We start from the raw sequence: 17,268 nt of genomic DNA on the forward strand, positions 1-17,268 counted from the left end.
TGCACGTCAATGCGTTGGCCTAGACCATTGCCCGCTCTTGAAGATTGGCGCGCGGAGGCGGGCGGCGCCCGCGCTCCCCACGGGGCCGAGTCGCGCTCCGCCGCACACCCCGCCCGGCCGCCCTTCCCAGCGGCCCCGCACCCCCGGTGTCACTCCCCCAGGGAGTACGCACCGTCCACGTGTACGGCGTTGATGCCGCTGATGTGCCGCGCGCCGCAGCGGTCCTGCGGGAGGACGAGCTGCGGGCCCGCGCGGTCGAGCGGGGTGCCGTCGATCGTCACGGCGAGCAGCACCCGGGCCCGTCCGAAGTCGGGATCGATCTCCGCCCAGGACAGCAGGGCGCGATGGCCGTCCGCGCCGGACACCGCGATCAGGAAGCGCAGCCGGTCCTTGCGGCGGGCCGGGTCAAAACCGGGCCCGGCGCCCACGAGCACATCATGCAGCAGCGGGCCGGTGAAGCGGTGGCGCCGGGTGCCGCTGGTGGCGCACTCGAAGCTGACGCCGGCCTCGTGCTGCGGCCAGGCGAGCAGATCAAGAACCGTCAGACGGGCCGGGCGGGCCAGGTCGCCGCTGAGGACGAGTTCCGGCACCACGCCGGGGGCCGTGCCGGCAACCGAGAGGGACTGACTCACGGGCTACCACCTCCCGGGTGACCGTACCCGCACGCCCTGCCCGTACAAACGCACATACCAGCCACGACAATCACGATTCCGACTCATGCAATCCAACAGGAGACTTTTCCCTTGCATCTGCGGAAGTATGATCAGCGCATGCGCACCCCCGACCGGGGACGCCGCGCCTTCCCGGTGTCAGCGCCGACACCGTGAGGCGCCCGGCCGACGACGGGGAACCCACCGGGCCGTTCCGGACGGTGGCACCGGTCAGCCGTGAGTCGGTTGAGGAACCGGCGCCGGAGCCCGGCGCTCCGGCGATTGCCGTGATCAAGTCGGCCGACATGGCCGTCGAGAAGCCGTAGAGGGTTCGCGAGGACCCCAGGCGATGGTGTCCGTCAGGACAAGAGGGAGCAGACCCGTGATGACCCGTACCGCGCGCCGGACCCGCCGGACCCTTCAGGTGGCCGGCGCAGGAGCCGCCGCCCTGCTGGTGCTGAGCGCCTGTTCGTCGTCCGACGACACCTCGTCGACGACCTCGGACTCCTCGGCGTCCGCCTCGTCCCAGAAGCTGTCCGGGACGGTCACCGTGTTCGCCGCCGCCTCTCTCAAGGAGAGCTTCACGGCCCTGGGGAAGCAGTTCGAGGAGGACCACCCCGGCACGACGGTCACCTTCAGCTTCGGCGGCAGCGACTCCCTCGCGGCGAGCATCACGGGCGGCGCTCCGGCCGATGTCTTCGCCGCGGCCAGCCCCAAGACGATGAAGATCGTCACGGCCGCCGGGGACGCCTCGGGCACGCCCGCCACCTTCGTCCGCAACCAGCTGGAGATCGCCACCCTTCCGGGCAACCCCGACAAGGTCGCCTCCCTCAAGGACCTCACCGGGTCCGGCCTCAAGGTGGTCCTCTGCGACAAGGAGGTGCCCTGTGGCGCGGCTGCTCAGAAGGCCCTCGACGCTGCCGGGCTCAAGCTCACGCCCGTCTCCTACGAGCAGGACGTGAAGTCGGCCCTGACCAAGGTCGAGCTGAAGGAGGCCGACGCGGCCGTCGTGTACAAAACGGATGTGCACGCGGCGGGTGACAAGGTGGAGGGCGTGGACTTCCCCGAGTCGGCAGACGCCATCAACGACTACCCGATCGTCCAGCTCAAGGACACGAAGAACGCCGAGGCCGCCAAGGCGTTCATCGCTCTGGTGCAGTCCTCCGACGGCCAGAAGGTCCTGACCGGGGCCGGGTTCCTCAAGCCGTGACGAAGTCCGACGGGTCCGGTGCCGCGACCAGCTCTCTCCGGGGCGGGCCGCGGCGCCGGCGTGTCCGGAAGGGCGGCAGCGGAGCCGTGCCGCTGCCCCTTCTGGTGCCCGCGTTGCTCGGCCTGGCGTTCCTGGTGGTGCCGCTGATCGCCCTGCTCGTACGGGCTCCCTGGCGCAGCCTGCCCGAGCTGCTCACCAGCGCCGAGGTATGGCAGGCGCTCCAGCTGTCGCTGGTCTGCGCCACGGCCGCCACCGCGGTGAGTCTGGTCATCGGTGTGCCACTGGCCTGGCTGCTGGCCCGCGTCGAGTTCCCCGGCCGCGGACTCGTACGGGCCCTCGTCACCCTGCCCCTCGTCCTCCCTCCCGTGGTCGGCGGTGTGGCCCTGCTGATGGCCCTCGGGCGCAACGGCATCGTCGGGAAGTCCCTGGACGACTGGTTCGGGATCACCCTGCCGTTCACCACGGCGGGAGTCGTGATCGCGGAGGCGTTCGTCGCGATGCCGTTCCTCGTCATCAGCGTCGAGGGCACCCTGCGCGCCGCCGACCCGCGCTTCGAGGAGGCTGCCGCCACGCTCGGCGCCTCCAGGTTCACCGCGTTCCGCCGGGTCACGCTGCCGATGATCGCTCCGGGCATCGCCGCGGGCGCTGTGCTGGCCTGGGCCCGCGCCCTGGGCGAGTTCGGCGCGACGATCACCTTCGCCGGCAACTTCCCCGGCCGTACCCAGACCATGCCGCTGGCCGTCTACCTGGCACTGCAGAGCGATCCGGAGGCGGCCATCGCCCTCAGCCTGGTCCTGCTCGCCGTGTCCGTCGCCGTGCTGGCCGGCCTGCGCGACCGTTGGATGACAGCAGGATGACCCCGCACCCCGATTCCGCCACCGGCGCCCGCTCCGGCGCATCCGAAGAGGGCCTCGACGCCCGTCTCGTCGTCGAGCGGGGTGCCTTCCGTCTCGACGTGACGCTGACCGCCGCGCCCGGCGAGGTCGTCGCCCTGCTCGGCCCCAACGGCGCCGGCAAGACCACGGCCCTGCGCGCCCTCGCCGGCCTGACGCCGCTCACCGATGGTCATCTGCGGCTGGACGGAAAGGCGTTGGACCGTACGCCGCCCGAGTCCCGCCCGGTCGGTGTCGTCTTCCAGGACTATCTGCTCTTCCCCCACCTCACCGCTCTGGACAACGTGGCCTTCGGACCGCGCTGTCACGGCGTGTCCAAGGCCGCGGCCCGAGCCCAGGCCGCCGAGTGGCTCGGCCGTCTGGGTCTGGCGGACCACGTCGGCGCCAAGCCGCGCAGGCTGTCCGGCGGCCAGGCCCAGCGGGTCGCCCTGGCCCGGGCGCTGGCCACCCGCCCACGCCTGCTGCTGCTGGACGAGCCGCTGGCGGCGCTCGACGCCCGCACCCGCCTCGAGGTCAGGTCACAGCTCCGGCGGCACCTGGCCGATTTCGAGGCCGTCGCCGTTCTGGTCACGCACGATCCGCTGGACGCCATGGTGCTGGCCGACCGCCTGGTCGTGGTCGAGGACGGCCGGGTCGTCCAGGAAGGCGCACCGTCCCACATCGCCCGCCACCCGCGCACGGACTACATCGCCCAGCTGGTCGGCCTGAACCTCTACCGGGGCACAGCCGACGGCCACACCGTCCGGCTGGACGCCGGCCCCGGCATCAGCACCACGGAGGCCATGTCCGGCCCGGTCTTCGTGGCCTTCCCGCCGAACGCGGTCACGCTCCACCGCGACCGGCCCGCCGGCGCCAGTGCCCGCAACCTCTGGCACTGCGAGATCGCGGGCCTGGAGACCCACGGGGACCAGATCCGCGCCGACCTCACCGGAGAGCTCCCGCTCGCCGCCGACCTGACCACGGTCGCCGCGGCCGAACTCGACCTGCACCCCGGCGCCACCGTCTGGGCGACGGTGAAGGCCACACAGACCCACGCCTACCCCGTCTGAGGGCGCGCCGCAGCGGCGGGACGAGCCGGCCCCGCCCTCACACGGCGGCGCCGCGGCGTGTGCGTGAGGCGTAATGCCCCGCGATCCCAGCGCGTGACCGAGCGGAAACCGGATCTTTCTACGGTGCTGGTCATGGGGTCGGCCACCGCACACCGCACCGGCCCGCTCAAGCGGCAGCAGGCCGGAAAGTGGGGGTTCGGTGCCAGCTGGCTCGAAGAAGGACGGGGTCCGTACGGTCTGTTCGTACTGCGGGGTCGGCTGCGGAATCGTGCTCGACATCACCCGGGACCCCGCCGACGGGCGACGCCGGGCGTCGAAGGTGTCCGGGGACCAGGACCATCCCACCAACGCGGGCCGCCTGTGCACCAAGGGCTCGACGAGCGCGGACATGATGGCCGCGTCCGGGCGCGCCGCCAGGGCACTGGTGCGCGCGGAACGGGGCGCCCAGCCCGCCGAGGCGCACGTGGACGAGGCGATCGCGTCGGTGGCCGGCAGGCTGAGGACGATTCTGGACGAGCACGGGCCGGACGCCCTGTCCTTCTACGTGTCCGGGCAGATGTCCCTGGAGGCGCAGTATCTGGCGAACAAGCTGGCGAAGGGCTTCGTCCGGACGAACCAGATCGAGTCGAACTCGCGGTTGTGCATGGCTTCGGCGGGAACCGGCTACAAGCTGTCGCTGGGCGCTGACGGCCCTCCCGGCTCGTACCAGGACCTCGATCACGCGGACGCGTTCTTCGTGATCGGCGCCAACATGGCCGACTGCCACCCGATCCTCTTCCTGCGCATGATGGACCGGATCAAGTCGGCCGGAGCCCGGCTGATCGTCGTCGACCCGCGCCGCAACGCCACCGCCGACAAGGCCGACCTCTTCCTCCAGATCAAGCCCGGCACCGACCTCGCCCTGCTCAACGGCCTGCTGCACCTCCTGGTCGCGAACGGCCACACCGACGAGGCGTTCATCGCCGAGTTCACCGAGGGCTGGGAGGAGATGGCCGATTTCCTCGGGGACTACCCGCCCGCGAAGGTCGCGGAGATCACCGGCATCCCCGAGTGCGACATCCGGCAGGCCGCACAGTGGATCGGTGAGGCAGGTGAGTGGGTGAGCTGCTGGACCATGGGCCTGAATCAGTCCACGCACGGCACCTGGAACACCAACGCCCTGGTCAACCTGCACCTCGCCACCGGCGCTCTCTGCCGCCCGGGCTCCGGGCCCCTCTCCCTCACCGGCCAGCCCAACGCCATGGGCGGGCGGGACATGGGATACATGGGCCCCGGCCTGCCCGGTCAGCGCTCCGTCCTGGTCGAGGCCGAGCGCGCCTTCATCGAGGACCTGTGGAGGATCCCCGAGGGTTCCCTGCGTACCGAGGTCGGACGCGGCACGGTCGAGATGTTCGAGCGGATGGCCGCCGGCGACATCAAGGCGTGCTGGATCATCTGCACCAACCCCGTCGCCTCGGTCGCCAACCGCAGGACCGTCATCGCCGGCCTGGAGGCCGCCGAACTCGTCGTCACACAGGACGTGTTCGCCGAGACCGAGACCAACGCCTACGCCGACGTCGTGCTGCCCGCGACGCTGTGGGCGGAGTCCGACGGCATCATGATCAACTCCGAGCGGAACCTCACGCTCGTGCAGAGCGTCGTCGACCCCCCTGAGCAGGCACTGCCCGACTGGCAGCTGATCGCCCGGGTCGCCTGCGCGATGGGCTTCACCGACGCGTTCACGTACGACAGTGCCGAGGAGGTGTTCGAGGAGCTCAAGCGGGCGTGGAATCCCAGGACGGGATGGGACCTGCGTGGCGTGACCTACGAGCGGCTGCGCACCACACCGGTCCAGTGGCCGGCACCGGCCGTCGACGGACCGGACCGCAACCCGGTCCGCTATCTCAACGACGGTGTCAGCCAGGCCCTGCTGGAGCGCGAGGACGGTACGCGCCCGCGGCTGGCCTTCCCGACCGCGAGCGGGCGTGCGCAGTTCTTCGCCCGCCCGCACCTCCCGGCTGCGGAACTCCCCGACGACGACTATCCGTTCGTCCTCAACACCGGCCGCCTGCAACACCAGTGGCACACGATGACCAAGACCGGCAAGGTCGCCAAGCTCAACAGGCTCAACCCCGGTCCGTTCGTGGAGGTCCACCCCGAGGACGCCGACGCCCTGGGGATCACGGAAGGCGATCACCTGGAGGTCGCCTCCCGCCGGGGGCGCGCCGTACTGCCCGCCGTGGTCACCGACCGCGTCCGTCCGGGCAACTGTTTCGCACCGTTCCACTGGAACGACCTGTTCGGCGAGTACCTCAGCATCAACGCCGTCACCAACGACGCCGTCGACCCGGTCTCCTTCCAGCCCGAGTTCAAGGTGTGTGCCGTCACCCTCGCCAGGACGGCCGCCCCCGTACCTGCTGCCCGCCCCAGCACCCAGCCGGAGGCCACGCCCGTGAGCCCCGCCCCCGTGCCGGCAGCGGCCGCCGCGGACTCCCCCGTCCAGGCGCTCGCCACCCTGTTCGGCATCGCCGCACTGGCCCCCGCACCCCTGGCCGAGCACGAGCGCACCTATCTGTCCGGCTACCTCTCCGGTCTCGCCCAGGCGCCCCCCGACGGACACGTTCCCGTCCTGCCGCGGGACGCCCCCTTCGACCCGGGCCACGCTCGGTGGGTCGACGGGGTCCTCGCCGGAATGTTCTCCCGCGCCGCCCTGCCCGCCACCCCGGCCCCCGCCGCCGCCGGCATAACGGAACCGAGCCGCCGCCTGCTCATCCTGTGGGCGTCGCAGACCGGCAACGCCGAGGAGTTCACCGAGAGTGCCGCCGCCCGCCTCGCCCAGGCAGGCCACGCCCCCGAGCTGCTCCCCATGGCCGACGCGTCCCCGGCACACCTCACCCCCGATACGGACCTGCTCCTCGTCACCAGCACGTTCGGCGACGGCGACGCCCCTGACAACGGCGCGGACTTCTGGCAGACGCTGTCCGACCCGGACGCCGGACGGATGGAAGGAGTCCGTTACGCGGTCCTCGCGTTCGGCGACTCCCACTACGCCGACTTCTGCGGACACGGCCGCCGGCTCGACGAACGCCTCGACGCCCTCGGAGCCACCCGGCTCGCCCCCCGCACCGACTGCGAACCCGACTTCGAAGAGGCCGCCGACCAGTGGCTCGGCCATGTCCTCACCGCCCTGGCCACAGCCGGCGATCCGCTGCCCGTGGCCACAGGTGCGGCGGGGCCAACCTCACCCGCACGGGCCGGGTCCCTCATCACCACGGCCGTCGAGGCTCTGCCGGCGGACACCTCCGCCGCTCCGGCTCCCGCACCGGCCGGCTCCAGCAAGGCATCACCGTTCGCCACCCTGCTCGTCGGCAACAGACTGCTGAGCCTGCCCGGCTCCGCGAAGGAGGTCCGGCAGTTCGCCTTCGACACCCGCGACGGCCGGCTCGCCTACGACGCCGGGGACGCTCTCGGCATCCGGCCGACCAACGGCACCCCGCTCGTCGCCGAATGGCTCGCCCTCACCGGACTCGACCCCGGCGAGCCGGTCGACCTCGGCGACGGCGCACCCATCGCCCTGGAAGAAGCACTGCGCACCCGCCTGGACATCGCCCGCATCACCACCGGCCTTCTCCGGTTCACAGCGGAGCGCACCGGAAGCCACGAACTGAAGCGCCTGCTGCGCCCCGACAACAAGGACGCCCTCGCGAAGTGGAGCTGGAGCCGGCAGGCCGCCGACGTCGTCGCGGCGTTCCCCGTGCGGGCCTCGGCAGCGGAATGGGCGGGCGTCCTCAAGCGCCTCCAGCCCCGCCTCTACTCCATCTCCTCCAGCCCGCTCGCCCACCCCGGCGAGGTCCGCCTCACGGTCTCCGTCGTCCGCTACACGAACGAGCTCGGCCGTGACCGCAAAGGGGTGTGCTCCACCTACCTCGCCGACTGCGCGGACGACGGCCCGGTCCAGGTGTTCGTCCAGCGCTCCCCGCACTTTCGCCCACCCGCCGACCCCGCCACCCCCATGATCATGGTCGGACCCGGAACCGGTGTGGCCCCCTTCGTCGGCTTCCTCGAAGACCGCCGGGCCCGCGGCCACACCGGCCCCAACTGGCTCTTCTTCGGTGAGCAGCGCCGGGCCACCGACTTCTACTACCGCCAGGAACTGGAGGCGTACCTGGCCTCCGGCCACCTCGACCGCCTCGACCTCGCGTTCTCCCGCGACCAGCGCAACAAGATCTACGTCCAGGACCGGATGCGTGAGCACGGCCCGCGCCTGTGGCAGTGGCTCCGCGACGGCGCCCACTTCTACGTCTGCGGCGACGCGGCGCGCATGGCCAAGGACGTCGACCAGGCACTCGCGGACATCGCCGTCGCCCATGGAGGCATGAAGAACGACGAAGCCGCCGCCTACGTCAGGCGCCTGGCCGCGGACAAACGCTACGTCCGCGACGTCTACTGACGAGCCGGCACTCGGGGCGGGCACCCGGTCGCGGGTGAGCCGCCCTCAGCCGAGCAACGCGGACCGCGGCCAGTCGGCCGGCGGGTGCGGCCACCCGCCCCCGTGTTCGTCGAAGACGACCACGCGTTCCACGGCCTCGGGGGCGTCGCCGTGACGGGCCCGGTAAGCCAGCGCCATGCACAGCCCCGGGAAGACCGGCAGGTCCCCCACTGCCCACCCGTCCGGGGCGATGGCCGGCGCGTGGTCCACCAGCGCCCATGGAGCGGTCGAGGTCATGACCTCGACCGTGCGCAGGTTCGCCGACAGCCCGTGGCCGCTGGCCTTCACCACGGCTTCCTTCCTGGTCCAGCAGCGGAAGAAGGCCGCCTGTCGGTCGCTCTCGGCGAGGCCTGCCAGGAACTCGCGCTCGGCGACGGACAGGGCGAACTCGCCGATGCCGTGCACGTCGACCTCGCGGCGCTCCTCGATGTCCACACCCAGGTCGACGGTGGAGACCGCCAGGGCCCAGAACGGTCCGCTCCGCGAAAGGCTGAACCGCAGCGGTGTCGTATCCGGCTGTACGACCACGGGCTTCCCGTGAGCGGAGCTCCGACAGGTGGCGCAGGCCGCGGTGCCGAATTCGATGTCGGCGGGCGCTGTTTCGAGATACCGGGCCAAGACGCGTCGTACCGACGCGTGCGCGCCGGCGTAGTGAGCCCCTGCGGCGCCTCTCAGTGTGCGATGGCGGTCCCGCTCCCCGGGCGAGAGGAGGGCGAGGCATGCCTCCTCGGCCTTGCTCCGGGACCGGCCCACCCACACGTGAACGGCTCGGCTCGCCGTCAGTTCCCGGTGACCGTGCCGGGCGGTCTGGAAGGTCTGTTCCACCGGGGCGCTAGCCGATCGTCAGCCCCGTCACGGCACGGCCGATGACGAGGCGCTGTATCTCCGAGGTCCCCTCGAAGATGGTGAAGATCTTGGAGTCCCGGTGGAAGCGCTCCACCGGGTGGTCACGGGTGTAGCCCGCGCCGCCCAGGATCTGAATGGCCTGCTCCGTCACCCAGACCGCGGTCTCACCGGCGACCAGCTTCGACATCGAGCCTTCGGCTTTGTCGAACGCCTTGCCGTTACGGGCCATCCAGGCGGCCCTCCAGGTGAGAAGCCGTGCCATGTCGACCCGGGTCGCCATGTCCGCCAGCAGGAAGGCGATGGCCTGGTTGGCTCCGATCTTCCGGCCGAACTGCTCGCGCTCGCAGGCGTAGTCACGTGCGTACTCGTACCCTGCCCGTGCGATGCCCACGGCCATGGACGCCACCGTGGGCCGCGACGACTCGAAGGTCTTGAAGGCGGCCTGACTCCCGGAGGACCTGCCCTCCCGCGCACGGGCGAGCCGCGTGTCCAGCTGCTCCTTCCCGCCCAGCAGGCAGGACCCCGGCACGCGTACGTCGTCGAAGAACACCTCGGCCGTGTGCGAGGCCCGGATCCCGTGCTTGCTGAACTTGCGGCCCTGCGACAGACCCGGCGTGCCCGGGGGCACCACGAACGTCGCCTGGCCTCTGCTGCCCAGTGCCGGGTCCACCGAGGCGACGACGACGTGCACCGCGGCTATGCCTCCGTTGGTGATCCATGTCTTGCCACCGTTGATGACCCACTCGTCCTTCGCCCCGTCGTACCGGGCCGTGGTGCGGATCGCTCCGACATCACTGCCCGCACCGGGCTCGGAGGCGCAGAAGGCGCCGAGCTTCACGTCGTCGGCCGTGCCGAACATGGGCGGGATCCACTCCACCTGCTGTTCCGGGGTGCCGTTGGCCAGTACGGACACGGCGGCCAGGCCGGTCCCCGCGAAGGCCGTGGCGATTCCCGCATCGCCCCAGAAGAGCTCTTCGAACACCACCGGCAGGCTGAGGCCGGTCTCTTCGAGCGACTGGGTGAAGAAGAAGTCCAGGGAGTACAGACCGATCTTCGCGGCCTCCTGGATGACGGGCCAGGCGACCTCCTCCCGTTCGTCCCATTCCGACGCCGCCGGCCTGAGCACGTTCCGGGCGAAGCCCCGCGCCCAGGTGCGCATCTCGACGAGGTCCTCGTCCAGCTCCATGTTCATGATTCTCCAACCAGCGTGGGCCAGTGATTCCCGATGTCCTCGGCGGTGAACTTCACCTGGTCGAAGAGCGGTCCCTCGGCATAGAGGATGCGGGTGATCCGTCCGCCTCCGACGTTGAACACATCGCCCGTGGAACGGCAGTTCTCGTGGGAGAGCCAGGTGGCGAGGGCGCTGACCTGGTCGGTGGCGAAGAGGTCTCCGGAGTCGGGCGGGAGCATGGCCTCGGTCATCCGCGTCCTGGCGATCGGCGCGATCGCGTTCACCCCGATGCCGCGCCGGGCCCCTTCGATGGCCAGGGTCTTCGTCAGGCCGATGACGCCGGCCTTCGCCGACGCGTAGTTCGCCTGGCCGAAGTTACCGAAGACGCCCGCGGGTGAGGACGTCATCACGATGCGGCCGTAGCCGCGCTCCCTGAGATGCGGCCAGGCCTCCCGGGTCACCAGATAGCTGCCCTTCAGGTGCACGGCCAGGACCCGGTCGAAGTCCTCCGGCTCCATCTTGGCGAAGGAGCGGTCCCGGAGTATCCCGGCGTTGTTGACCACGATGTCGATGTGGCCGAACGTGTCCAGCGTCCGCGCCAGAAGGCTCCTGGCGCCTTCGGGGACGCTGATGTCGCCGGTGTCCGCGATCGCCTCGCCGCCCGCGTCGCGGATCAGGCCGACGACCTCGGCGGCAGGCCCCTGCGAACCTCCCCCGCCGTCCAGCCCCGAACCCAGGTCGTTGACGACGACCTGGGCGCCCCGCCGGGCCAGCTCCAGGGCGTGCGCCCGGCCCAGGCCGTTGCCCGCGCCGGTGACGACGGCCACCCTGCCGTGAAAGTCAAGTTCTGCCATGCCCGCCGTCTCTCCACGTCGTCGCGTCTGCCGGTCCCCTGTGCGTGCTGCCAGTCACCGGCGCTCCGACCGGCAGTGCCCGGCCCGGCGGGGCGCAGGGTGCCGGGAGGGGCGCCCTGGAGCCCTTCGGCCGGGGCCCTTCGTCCGGATCATGCGGGGCTCACTGTGTCCTGTGTCGCCCCGGAGTGCCCGATGATCAGGCGCTTGGGGCCGCGAACGTTCACATGCGACCTGTACTCGACGTCGATCAGCCGGGGTTGCTCGACCCGCTCGGCGAACGCCCGGAGCAGGAGGGCCGCTTCGAGGCGGGCGAGGGGTGCGCCGAGGCAGAAGTGGATGCCGGCCGCGAAGGCCAGGTGGGGCACCCGTTCACGGGTGATGTCGAAGTCGTCGGGACGTTCGAAGTGTGCGGGATCCCGGTTCGCCGCGGCGAGCAGGATGAGCACCACGGCGCGCGGGGGCAGGTCGTGGCCGGCGATGCGGGCCGGCTCATTCACCGTCCGGGCCGTGATCTGGACCGGGGGGTCCCAGCGGAGGGTCTCCTCCACCGCACCCTCGATGAGGGAGGGGTCGCGCCGCAGTGCCTCCAACTGGTCGGGGTGGCGCAGCAGCGCCAGCAGCGCGTTCGACGTCAGCGAGGCGGTCGTCTCGTGCCCCGCCACCAGCAGCAGACCGCACGTGGTCATCACTTCGAGCTCGTTGAGGGTGTCGCCGCTCTCCTCGATCTGCACGAGCCGGGTGAGGAGGTCGTCCTGGGGGTCGGCGCGCCTCTCGGTGATCTTCTGGGCGAAGTAGTTGGCGAACTCGTCCCGCGCGTCCCTGATGGACTGGAGCTGGCTGTCGTCGGCCTGGCGGAACGTGATCACGGGGTCCAGCACCATCGTGAAGGCCCTCGACCAGCGTTCCAGCTTCGGCATGTCCTCGTGCGGCACGCCCAGCATGTCGCTGATGATCGTGAGCGGCAGGGTGTAGGCGATCTCTCCCGCGAAGTCGAACTCCGGCTTGACCAGTGCCTTGGTCAGCAGCTTGTCGATGACGGCCTGAATGTTCGGGGCCAGGGCCGTCACGCTCTTGGGGGTGAACGCCTTCGACACGAGGCCCCGCAGCCGGGTGTGGTCCGGCGGGTTCATGGACAGGAAGGTGGGTGGCCGCAGCCGGTCCCGGCCGGTGGCCTCGCCCTCCACCACGGAGCGGTCGGTGCCGAGCCGGGGGTCTCGCAGCAGACTCGCGCAGGTGTCGTAGTCGCCCACGACCACGCCGTCCCTCCCCTGCATGGGGATCGGCTTCTCCCGCAGCTGCGCGTAGAGCGGGTAGGGGTCATGCCTGCTGCCGGCGTCCAGCAGGTCCATCAGCAGGCTGTGCTCACGTATCGTCACGTGGATTCTCCTCTTGGCTTGTAGGCGCTTGTCAGGGGGATGCCGGTGGGACGGCCGTGTGGGGCACATGCGACCGGGTGTGCCCCGTACCGCCCTGCCGGGACGCGCCCGCCGTCGGCCGACGGCGCTTGCGCCTGGCCGTCTCATGCTCGTTCGGGCACCGTTTCGCTCGTCACCGGCTGCCCGGCCCCGGATCCGGCCGTCCGCGGCACGGGCATGACCAGACCGAGCAGGGCGACGGCCACGGCGACGGCCCCGGCGGTCAGCAGCGCGTGATGGAAGTCGCCGATGCGTGCCGGCCCGTCGCCCGGCAGGATGAGGGCCACCAGGGCGACGCCGAACGCGGTGCCCAGCTGCCGGGCCGAGGTGTTCATCCCGATGGCGCCCGCCAGCCGCTCCGGCGCGCTGGACAGCAGGACGCTGCACGCGGTCCCGGTCACCACCGCGCCCATACCGACACCGACGAGCACCCCGCACGGCAGCCAGAAGTCCAGGAAGTCGGGCTCGGCGTCCAGGGCCAGCCAGGTCCACACGCTCGCCCCTGCCATCGCAAGCGATCCCGAGGCGATGGCGTACTTCGGCATGCGGGCCGATCCGATCCGGCCGACCAACAGCGCGGCGGCCCCCGCGGCCAGGGCACAGGGCGTCATCGCGAAGCCGGTCTTCAACACCGAGTAGTGCCAGACCTGGTTGAGGATCAGGACCCCGGCCAGGAGCCATATGCACATCACGATCCCGTAGAGGGCGGAAGCCCCCACGGAGAAGGAGAACGTGCTGTCGCGCCACAGGTCGACCTCGAGCGCGGGGACGGGATGACCCACCGAGCGCCGGATCGCCACCGCCACCACGACGGCGCCGCCCACGATCGAGACGGTCGTCCTGGTGTCCCCCCATCCCCAGTACTGGGCGTTGCTCACCGCGAGAACAATGGCTCCCAGACCGAGGCCCAGGAGGAGGGCACCGATCCAGTCCGGCATGCCGGCACGTCCGCCGGCCCGCTCGGCCCGCGACGACCTGCCGCCGCGGGCCGCCAGGAGCAGCAGCAGCCCACCGAGCGGGAGGTTGATGTAGAAGATCGCCCGCCAGTCGAGGGAGCTGACGAGGGCACCCCCGACCGTGGGTCCGACGGCCGCGGCCAGTGCGGTGGCGGCGCTCCAGATGCCGATCGCCCGTGTCCAGCGCGCCACCGGCACCCCGTGCAGCAGCAGCACGAGGGAGGCCGGGATCATGACCGCGGAGCCGATGCCCTGCACACAGCGGCCGATGAGCAGCGTGGGCAGGTTCGGGGCCGCCCCGCACAGTGCCGATGCCGCCACGAAGAGGCCCACGCCGGACATGTACAGAGGTCTGCGCCCGACGATGTCGGCGAGGCGTCCCGCCGGTGCGAGCAGGGCCGCCAGGGGTACGGCGTAGATCGTGATGACCCACATGACGTCGGACAACGACTCCGAAGGGAAGCCGGAACGCAGCTCGGGAACGGCGAGGTTGACCACGGTCGCGTCGAGCATCGCCAGGAACGTCGCACCGGCCGCGAGGATCGTGATCACGACGCGGCCTCCCCCCGCACCGGCCGGTGGTTCAGTCGTCATGGTGTGCAATCCCCTCGGTTGCTCAGTCACCGTTCGGCACGACGTAGATGAGGTGGCGTGCCTGCAGGGCGAGGCGCTCCTTGCTGTCCCAGATCTCCACGTCCTGCTCCAGGAAGCCGCCGGCGTAGTTCCTCGTGCTCTGCGTGAGGCGCAGCCAGCCCGGGGCGGGCTTCGCCCGTACGTACGCGGCCATCTGCACGGTCAGGGGGAACCCTGCCGCGCCCAGGTCGAAGCTGACCGGTGGCAGGACGTCGGAGGCGAGGAGCATGGCGAGGGCGTCGGGTTCGCGGCCGTCCCTGAACCGCATCCAGCCGCGCGCCACTCCCGCGCCGGACGGCCCCTGTTCGTTGGACCATCCGGTGGTGCGGGGGTCCAGCCGCAGGTCGAGGCGCTCGTGCAGCCCCGACAGGGAGAGCATCTCGGCCGATGCCGTCTCGGTGCTGACGCATTCCTCGACGGGGGGCAGGTCCGGGCAGGTCGCGGTGGTGAACACTTCGTCGTTCAGCGTGTCCAGGTCGCGGTACGTGCCGACGAGACGGACCCGTTCGGACTGCGCTCCCTTGTGGTCGGTCTGGATGAGGGAAGCCGTGCCGGTGGACAGCTGGCGTCCCTGGCGGACCACCGAGGTCTCGATCTCGACCGGTCCGGGAGCCGAGCCGCTGAGGAAGTGGGCGCTCAGCGCGAACGGGTCCACATGGGGCGAGCCCTCCTGGAGCCGTTCGCCCAGAGCCCGGGCCGCGACGGCGAGCAGCAGCCCGCCGTTCACGATTCCGCGGTTGAGCCATTCGGTGCGCAGTTCGGCCTGGAACCGGTCGCCCGTCTCCCCGACCCGGCGGACTGCCGTGCCTCGGTCGAAGTCTGTCTCGGGCTTCATCAGTGGAACTCCTGGAGGTTGATCGGCCGGGCCGGGTCGTACTGCGGGTCGGTCACCCGGCGGTCATTCGAAGGTGATGCGGAACAGGTTGGCGAAGCGCTTCTCGAAGGACTGGGCGGTGACCTCCAGATAGCGCTCGTACTTGAGGACGGTCTCCGGGCCCGCCACCGCCTCGGCGGCGGCCCGGTTCTTCTGCAGGCGCTCCAGCCAGGTCCTGATCGTGCGCCCGTAGTGGGCGCCGTCGAAGCGCACCGCGATCGGGTCGAAGATCAGCTCACTGGCTTCCAGGATCTCGGAGAGCCGGGGCGGCTCGGTCTCCGGGAAGATGTCGTCCGAGACGAACGCGATGTCGCGGATGTACGCGCGGTCGAGCTTGACCACGTTGCCCTTGCCGACCGTCTGGAGGCCCAGACGGCCGCCCGGGCGCAGCCAGGAGCGGCAGCTCTCGAAGAACGCCCGGTAGCCCGCGACGCGTTCGGCGCGTGACAGTCCCCGGCGGGCGAAGTGCTCGAACGCGCCGATGGAGATGATCGCGTCGTACTTCTCGGTGGGCCGGTGGTCCATCCAGTTCTCCAGGCGCACCTCGGCGCCGGGCAGTCCGAGGGCGCGTGCGGCGTCGGCCTGTTCCTCGCTCAGTGTCAGTCCGACGGTGGACTCCACCCCGTGGACGTCGCTCATGCGCTGCAGGAGACCGCCCCAGCCGCAGCCGATGTCGAGGACCCTGCCGCTGCCGGCGGCGTCGGTCTGCGCGACGAAGTAGTCCAGCTTGCGCAGCTGGGCGCTCTCCAGGGTGTCGCCGTCCTCCCAGAGTGCGCAGGAGTAGATGCGGTTCTCGTCCAGCCAGACCCGGTAGAACTCGTTCGACACGTCGTAGTGGTGCTGGATGGCGTCGGGAGATGCGCCGTTGTAGCTCTCCTGCGTGCCCGCTGTTCCCATTCCCTCTTCAACCCTTCGTTTGATTGCTTCGATGTGGACGGCCGGTTCAGCGGGTCACCATCGGACGACCACGGCGCCGAAGCTCAGTCCGCTGCCGAGCCCGATGAGACAGACCAGGTCGCCTCCGTGCAGGCGCCCGGACGCCGAGGCGGCCGCCAACTGCTGAGGGATACTTGCCGCGTTGGCGCAGCCGTGCTCATCGACCGTGATCAGGACCTTGTCGTCCGGAATGCCCAGGCTCTCGCAGAACTGCCGGGTGTACGGCACCGAGATCTGACTCACGCAGACGAGGGCGAAGTCGTCCATGGTCAGGTCGTTCTCCGCGAGGAGTTTGGTGATCAGGCTGAAGTCGGTATCGGCCAGCGCCCTGAGCATCTTCATCGGCTTGACCTTGAGCCGGCCGATCTCCAGCCGTCCTTCGGCGTTGGTGGTCATCGGAGTGACCGAGGCCCGCCAGGCCCGGGAGTTGGCACCCATCCTGTGGGCGAGGACACCGGGCTCGTCACTCGCTTCCAGGAGCAGCGCGGCGCCCACGTCCGACATGGTCAGGGCGGCACAGCTCTCCACGTAGTCCTGGACACTGGTCACCGTGTTGCCGAGCAGCCGGGTCGGAGCCTCTCCGCAGGCCACCAGGATGCGCCGGTAGCTGCCCGCCCGGATGAGCGTGTCGCCGATCTCGATGGCGTTGAGGACCGAGTTGCAGGCGTTCTTGAGGTCGAAGACCGGGCAGGTCGCGCCCAGCCGCTCGGCGACGATGTGCGCTGTGGCCGGTTCGAGGACGTCGCCGCTCGCGGCGGCGAAGACGATGAGGTCGACGTCGCCGACACCGAGGCCGGTCTGATCGAAGAGGTTGTGTGCGGCCGCCACCGCAAGGTCGGACGCCTCCCAGTCCGGCGGTGCGACGTAACGGTTGCGTACCCCGGTGAACCGTTCGATCAGGCCCCGGGGCAGGTCGAGGTCCGGGTTCCGGGCGGCCATCTCCTCCTCGACGTCCGTGATGGCCAGGCGCCGCTCCGGCAGATGGACGGCCACGGCCGCGATCCGTGAGCGCAGCGTCACGACTGGTCGCTGTTCACGGCTTCCGCGACCAGCGCGGCGACCTGGGCGATGCTGCGGACTGCCGGGGCCTCGTCCTCGTCGAAGGTGATCCCGAAGTGGTCCTCGACCGCGAGCAGCCCCTGCAGCAGCTTGAGCGAGTCGACTCCCGGCAGGTCGAGGAGCTGGGTCTCGGGCGTCACCTCGTCCAGGGGGACCTTGAGGTGGTTGGCGATCAGTTCCCGTACTTCTTCGAGCACGCGTGCGTAGTCCGTGTTGCCGCCGCCGACCGTCTCGGCCGTGTGCTGGGTCACTTG

14 protein-coding genes are annotated in these 17,268 nt (G+C 70.8%); 4 read left to right on the plus strand and 10 right to left on the minus strand.

All coding sequences use genetic code 11. The features are described 5' to 3' along the window. Positions 1-149: 149 nt before the first annotated feature. Positions 150-632: a molybdopterin-dependent oxidoreductase gene (locus ACGFZA_RS28920; RefSeq protein ID WP_385276739.1), complete on the minus strand. Its 483-nt coding sequence runs from the start codon at positions 630-632 to the stop codon at positions 150-152. A gap of 403 nt (positions 633-1,035) precedes the next feature. On the opposite strand from ACGFZA_RS28920, the gene modA reads away from it, so the two are divergent. The 4 genes from modA (at position 1,036) to ACGFZA_RS28940 (ending at position 8,231) form a co-directional block, all read left to right on the plus strand. After that, entirely contained in the window at positions 1,036-1,860 is an 825-nt protein-coding gene (gene modA / locus ACGFZA_RS28925; RefSeq protein WP_385276736.1) for a molybdate ABC transporter substrate-binding protein, read from the plus strand. After that, positions 1,857-2,717 carry a molybdate ABC transporter permease subunit gene (modB, locus tag ACGFZA_RS28930; protein ID WP_385276733.1) on the plus strand — a complete coding sequence of 287 codons (861 nt, stop codon included), beginning with the start codon at positions 1,857-1,859 and terminating at the stop codon, positions 2,715-2,717. The genes modA and modB overlap by 4 nt, the downstream gene beginning before the upstream one ends. Further along, positions 2,714-3,802, plus strand: a complete 1,089-nt coding sequence (locus ACGFZA_RS28935; protein WP_385276730.1) for an ABC transporter ATP-binding protein — start codon at positions 2,714-2,716, stop codon at positions 3,800-3,802. The genes modB and ACGFZA_RS28935 overlap by 4 nt, the downstream gene beginning before the upstream one ends. Positions 3,803-4,001: 199 nt before the next feature. Continuing rightward, complete coding sequence (locus ACGFZA_RS28940; RefSeq protein WP_393682940.1) at positions 4,002-8,231, plus strand: molybdopterin-dependent oxidoreductase; 4,230 nt, start codon at positions 4,002-4,004, stop codon at positions 8,229-8,231. A gap of 45 nt (positions 8,232-8,276) precedes the next feature. Here ACGFZA_RS28940 and ACGFZA_RS28945 read toward each other — a convergent pair whose 3' ends face one another. The 9 genes from ACGFZA_RS28945 to ACGFZA_RS28985 form a co-directional block, all read right to left on the minus strand. Beyond that, complete coding sequence (locus ACGFZA_RS28945; RefSeq protein WP_393682942.1) at positions 8,277-8,798, minus strand: 4'-phosphopantetheinyl transferase family protein; 522 nt, start codon at positions 8,796-8,798, stop codon at positions 8,277-8,279. A gap of 304 nt (positions 8,799-9,102) precedes the next feature. Beyond that, complete coding sequence (locus tag ACGFZA_RS28950) at positions 9,103-10,308, minus strand: acyl-CoA dehydrogenase family protein (RefSeq protein WP_393682943.1); 1,206 nt, start codon at positions 10,306-10,308, stop codon at positions 9,103-9,105. Beyond that, a complete protein-coding gene (locus ACGFZA_RS28955) occupies positions 10,305-11,141 on the minus strand; it encodes an SDR family NAD(P)-dependent oxidoreductase (RefSeq protein WP_385276718.1) in 837 nt (278 codons plus the stop codon). The genes ACGFZA_RS28950 and ACGFZA_RS28955 overlap by 4 nt, the downstream gene beginning before the upstream one ends. 149 nt (positions 11,142-11,290) lie before the next feature. Further along, on the minus strand, positions 11,291-12,517 hold the full coding sequence (locus ACGFZA_RS28960; protein WP_385276715.1) for a cytochrome P450: 1,227 nt from the start codon (positions 12,515-12,517) through the stop codon (positions 11,291-11,293). 143 nt (positions 12,518-12,660) lie between these two features. After that, positions 12,661-14,106, minus strand: coding sequence for an MFS transporter (locus tag ACGFZA_RS28965; RefSeq protein ID WP_385276712.1), 1,446 nt, complete (start codon positions 14,104-14,106; stop codon positions 12,661-12,663). A gap of 22 nt (positions 14,107-14,128) precedes the next feature. Beyond that, positions 14,129-14,980 (minus strand): thioesterase family protein, encoded by an 852-nt coding sequence (locus tag ACGFZA_RS28970; protein WP_393682946.1) that lies wholly within the window; start codon positions 14,978-14,980, stop codon positions 14,129-14,131. 63 nt (positions 14,981-15,043) lie between these two features. Beyond that, a complete protein-coding gene (locus ACGFZA_RS28975) occupies positions 15,044-15,916 on the minus strand; it encodes a class I SAM-dependent methyltransferase (RefSeq protein ID WP_385276706.1) in 873 nt (290 codons plus the stop codon). A gap of 54 nt (positions 15,917-15,970) precedes the next feature. Continuing rightward, a complete protein-coding gene (locus ACGFZA_RS28980; protein ID WP_393682949.1) occupies positions 15,971-16,975 on the minus strand; it encodes a 3-oxoacyl-ACP synthase III family protein in 1,005 nt (334 codons plus the stop codon). Beyond that, entirely contained in the window at positions 16,972-17,265 is a 294-nt protein-coding gene (locus tag ACGFZA_RS28985; protein ID WP_385276700.1) for an acyl carrier protein, read from the minus strand. The genes ACGFZA_RS28980 and ACGFZA_RS28985 overlap by 4 nt, the downstream gene beginning before the upstream one ends. Positions 17,266-17,268 lie beyond the last annotated feature (3 nt).

Source organism: Streptomyces sp. NPDC048211, from assembly GCF_043202315.1.
GTDB lineage: Bacteria > Actinomycetota > Actinomycetes > Streptomycetales > Streptomycetaceae > Streptomyces.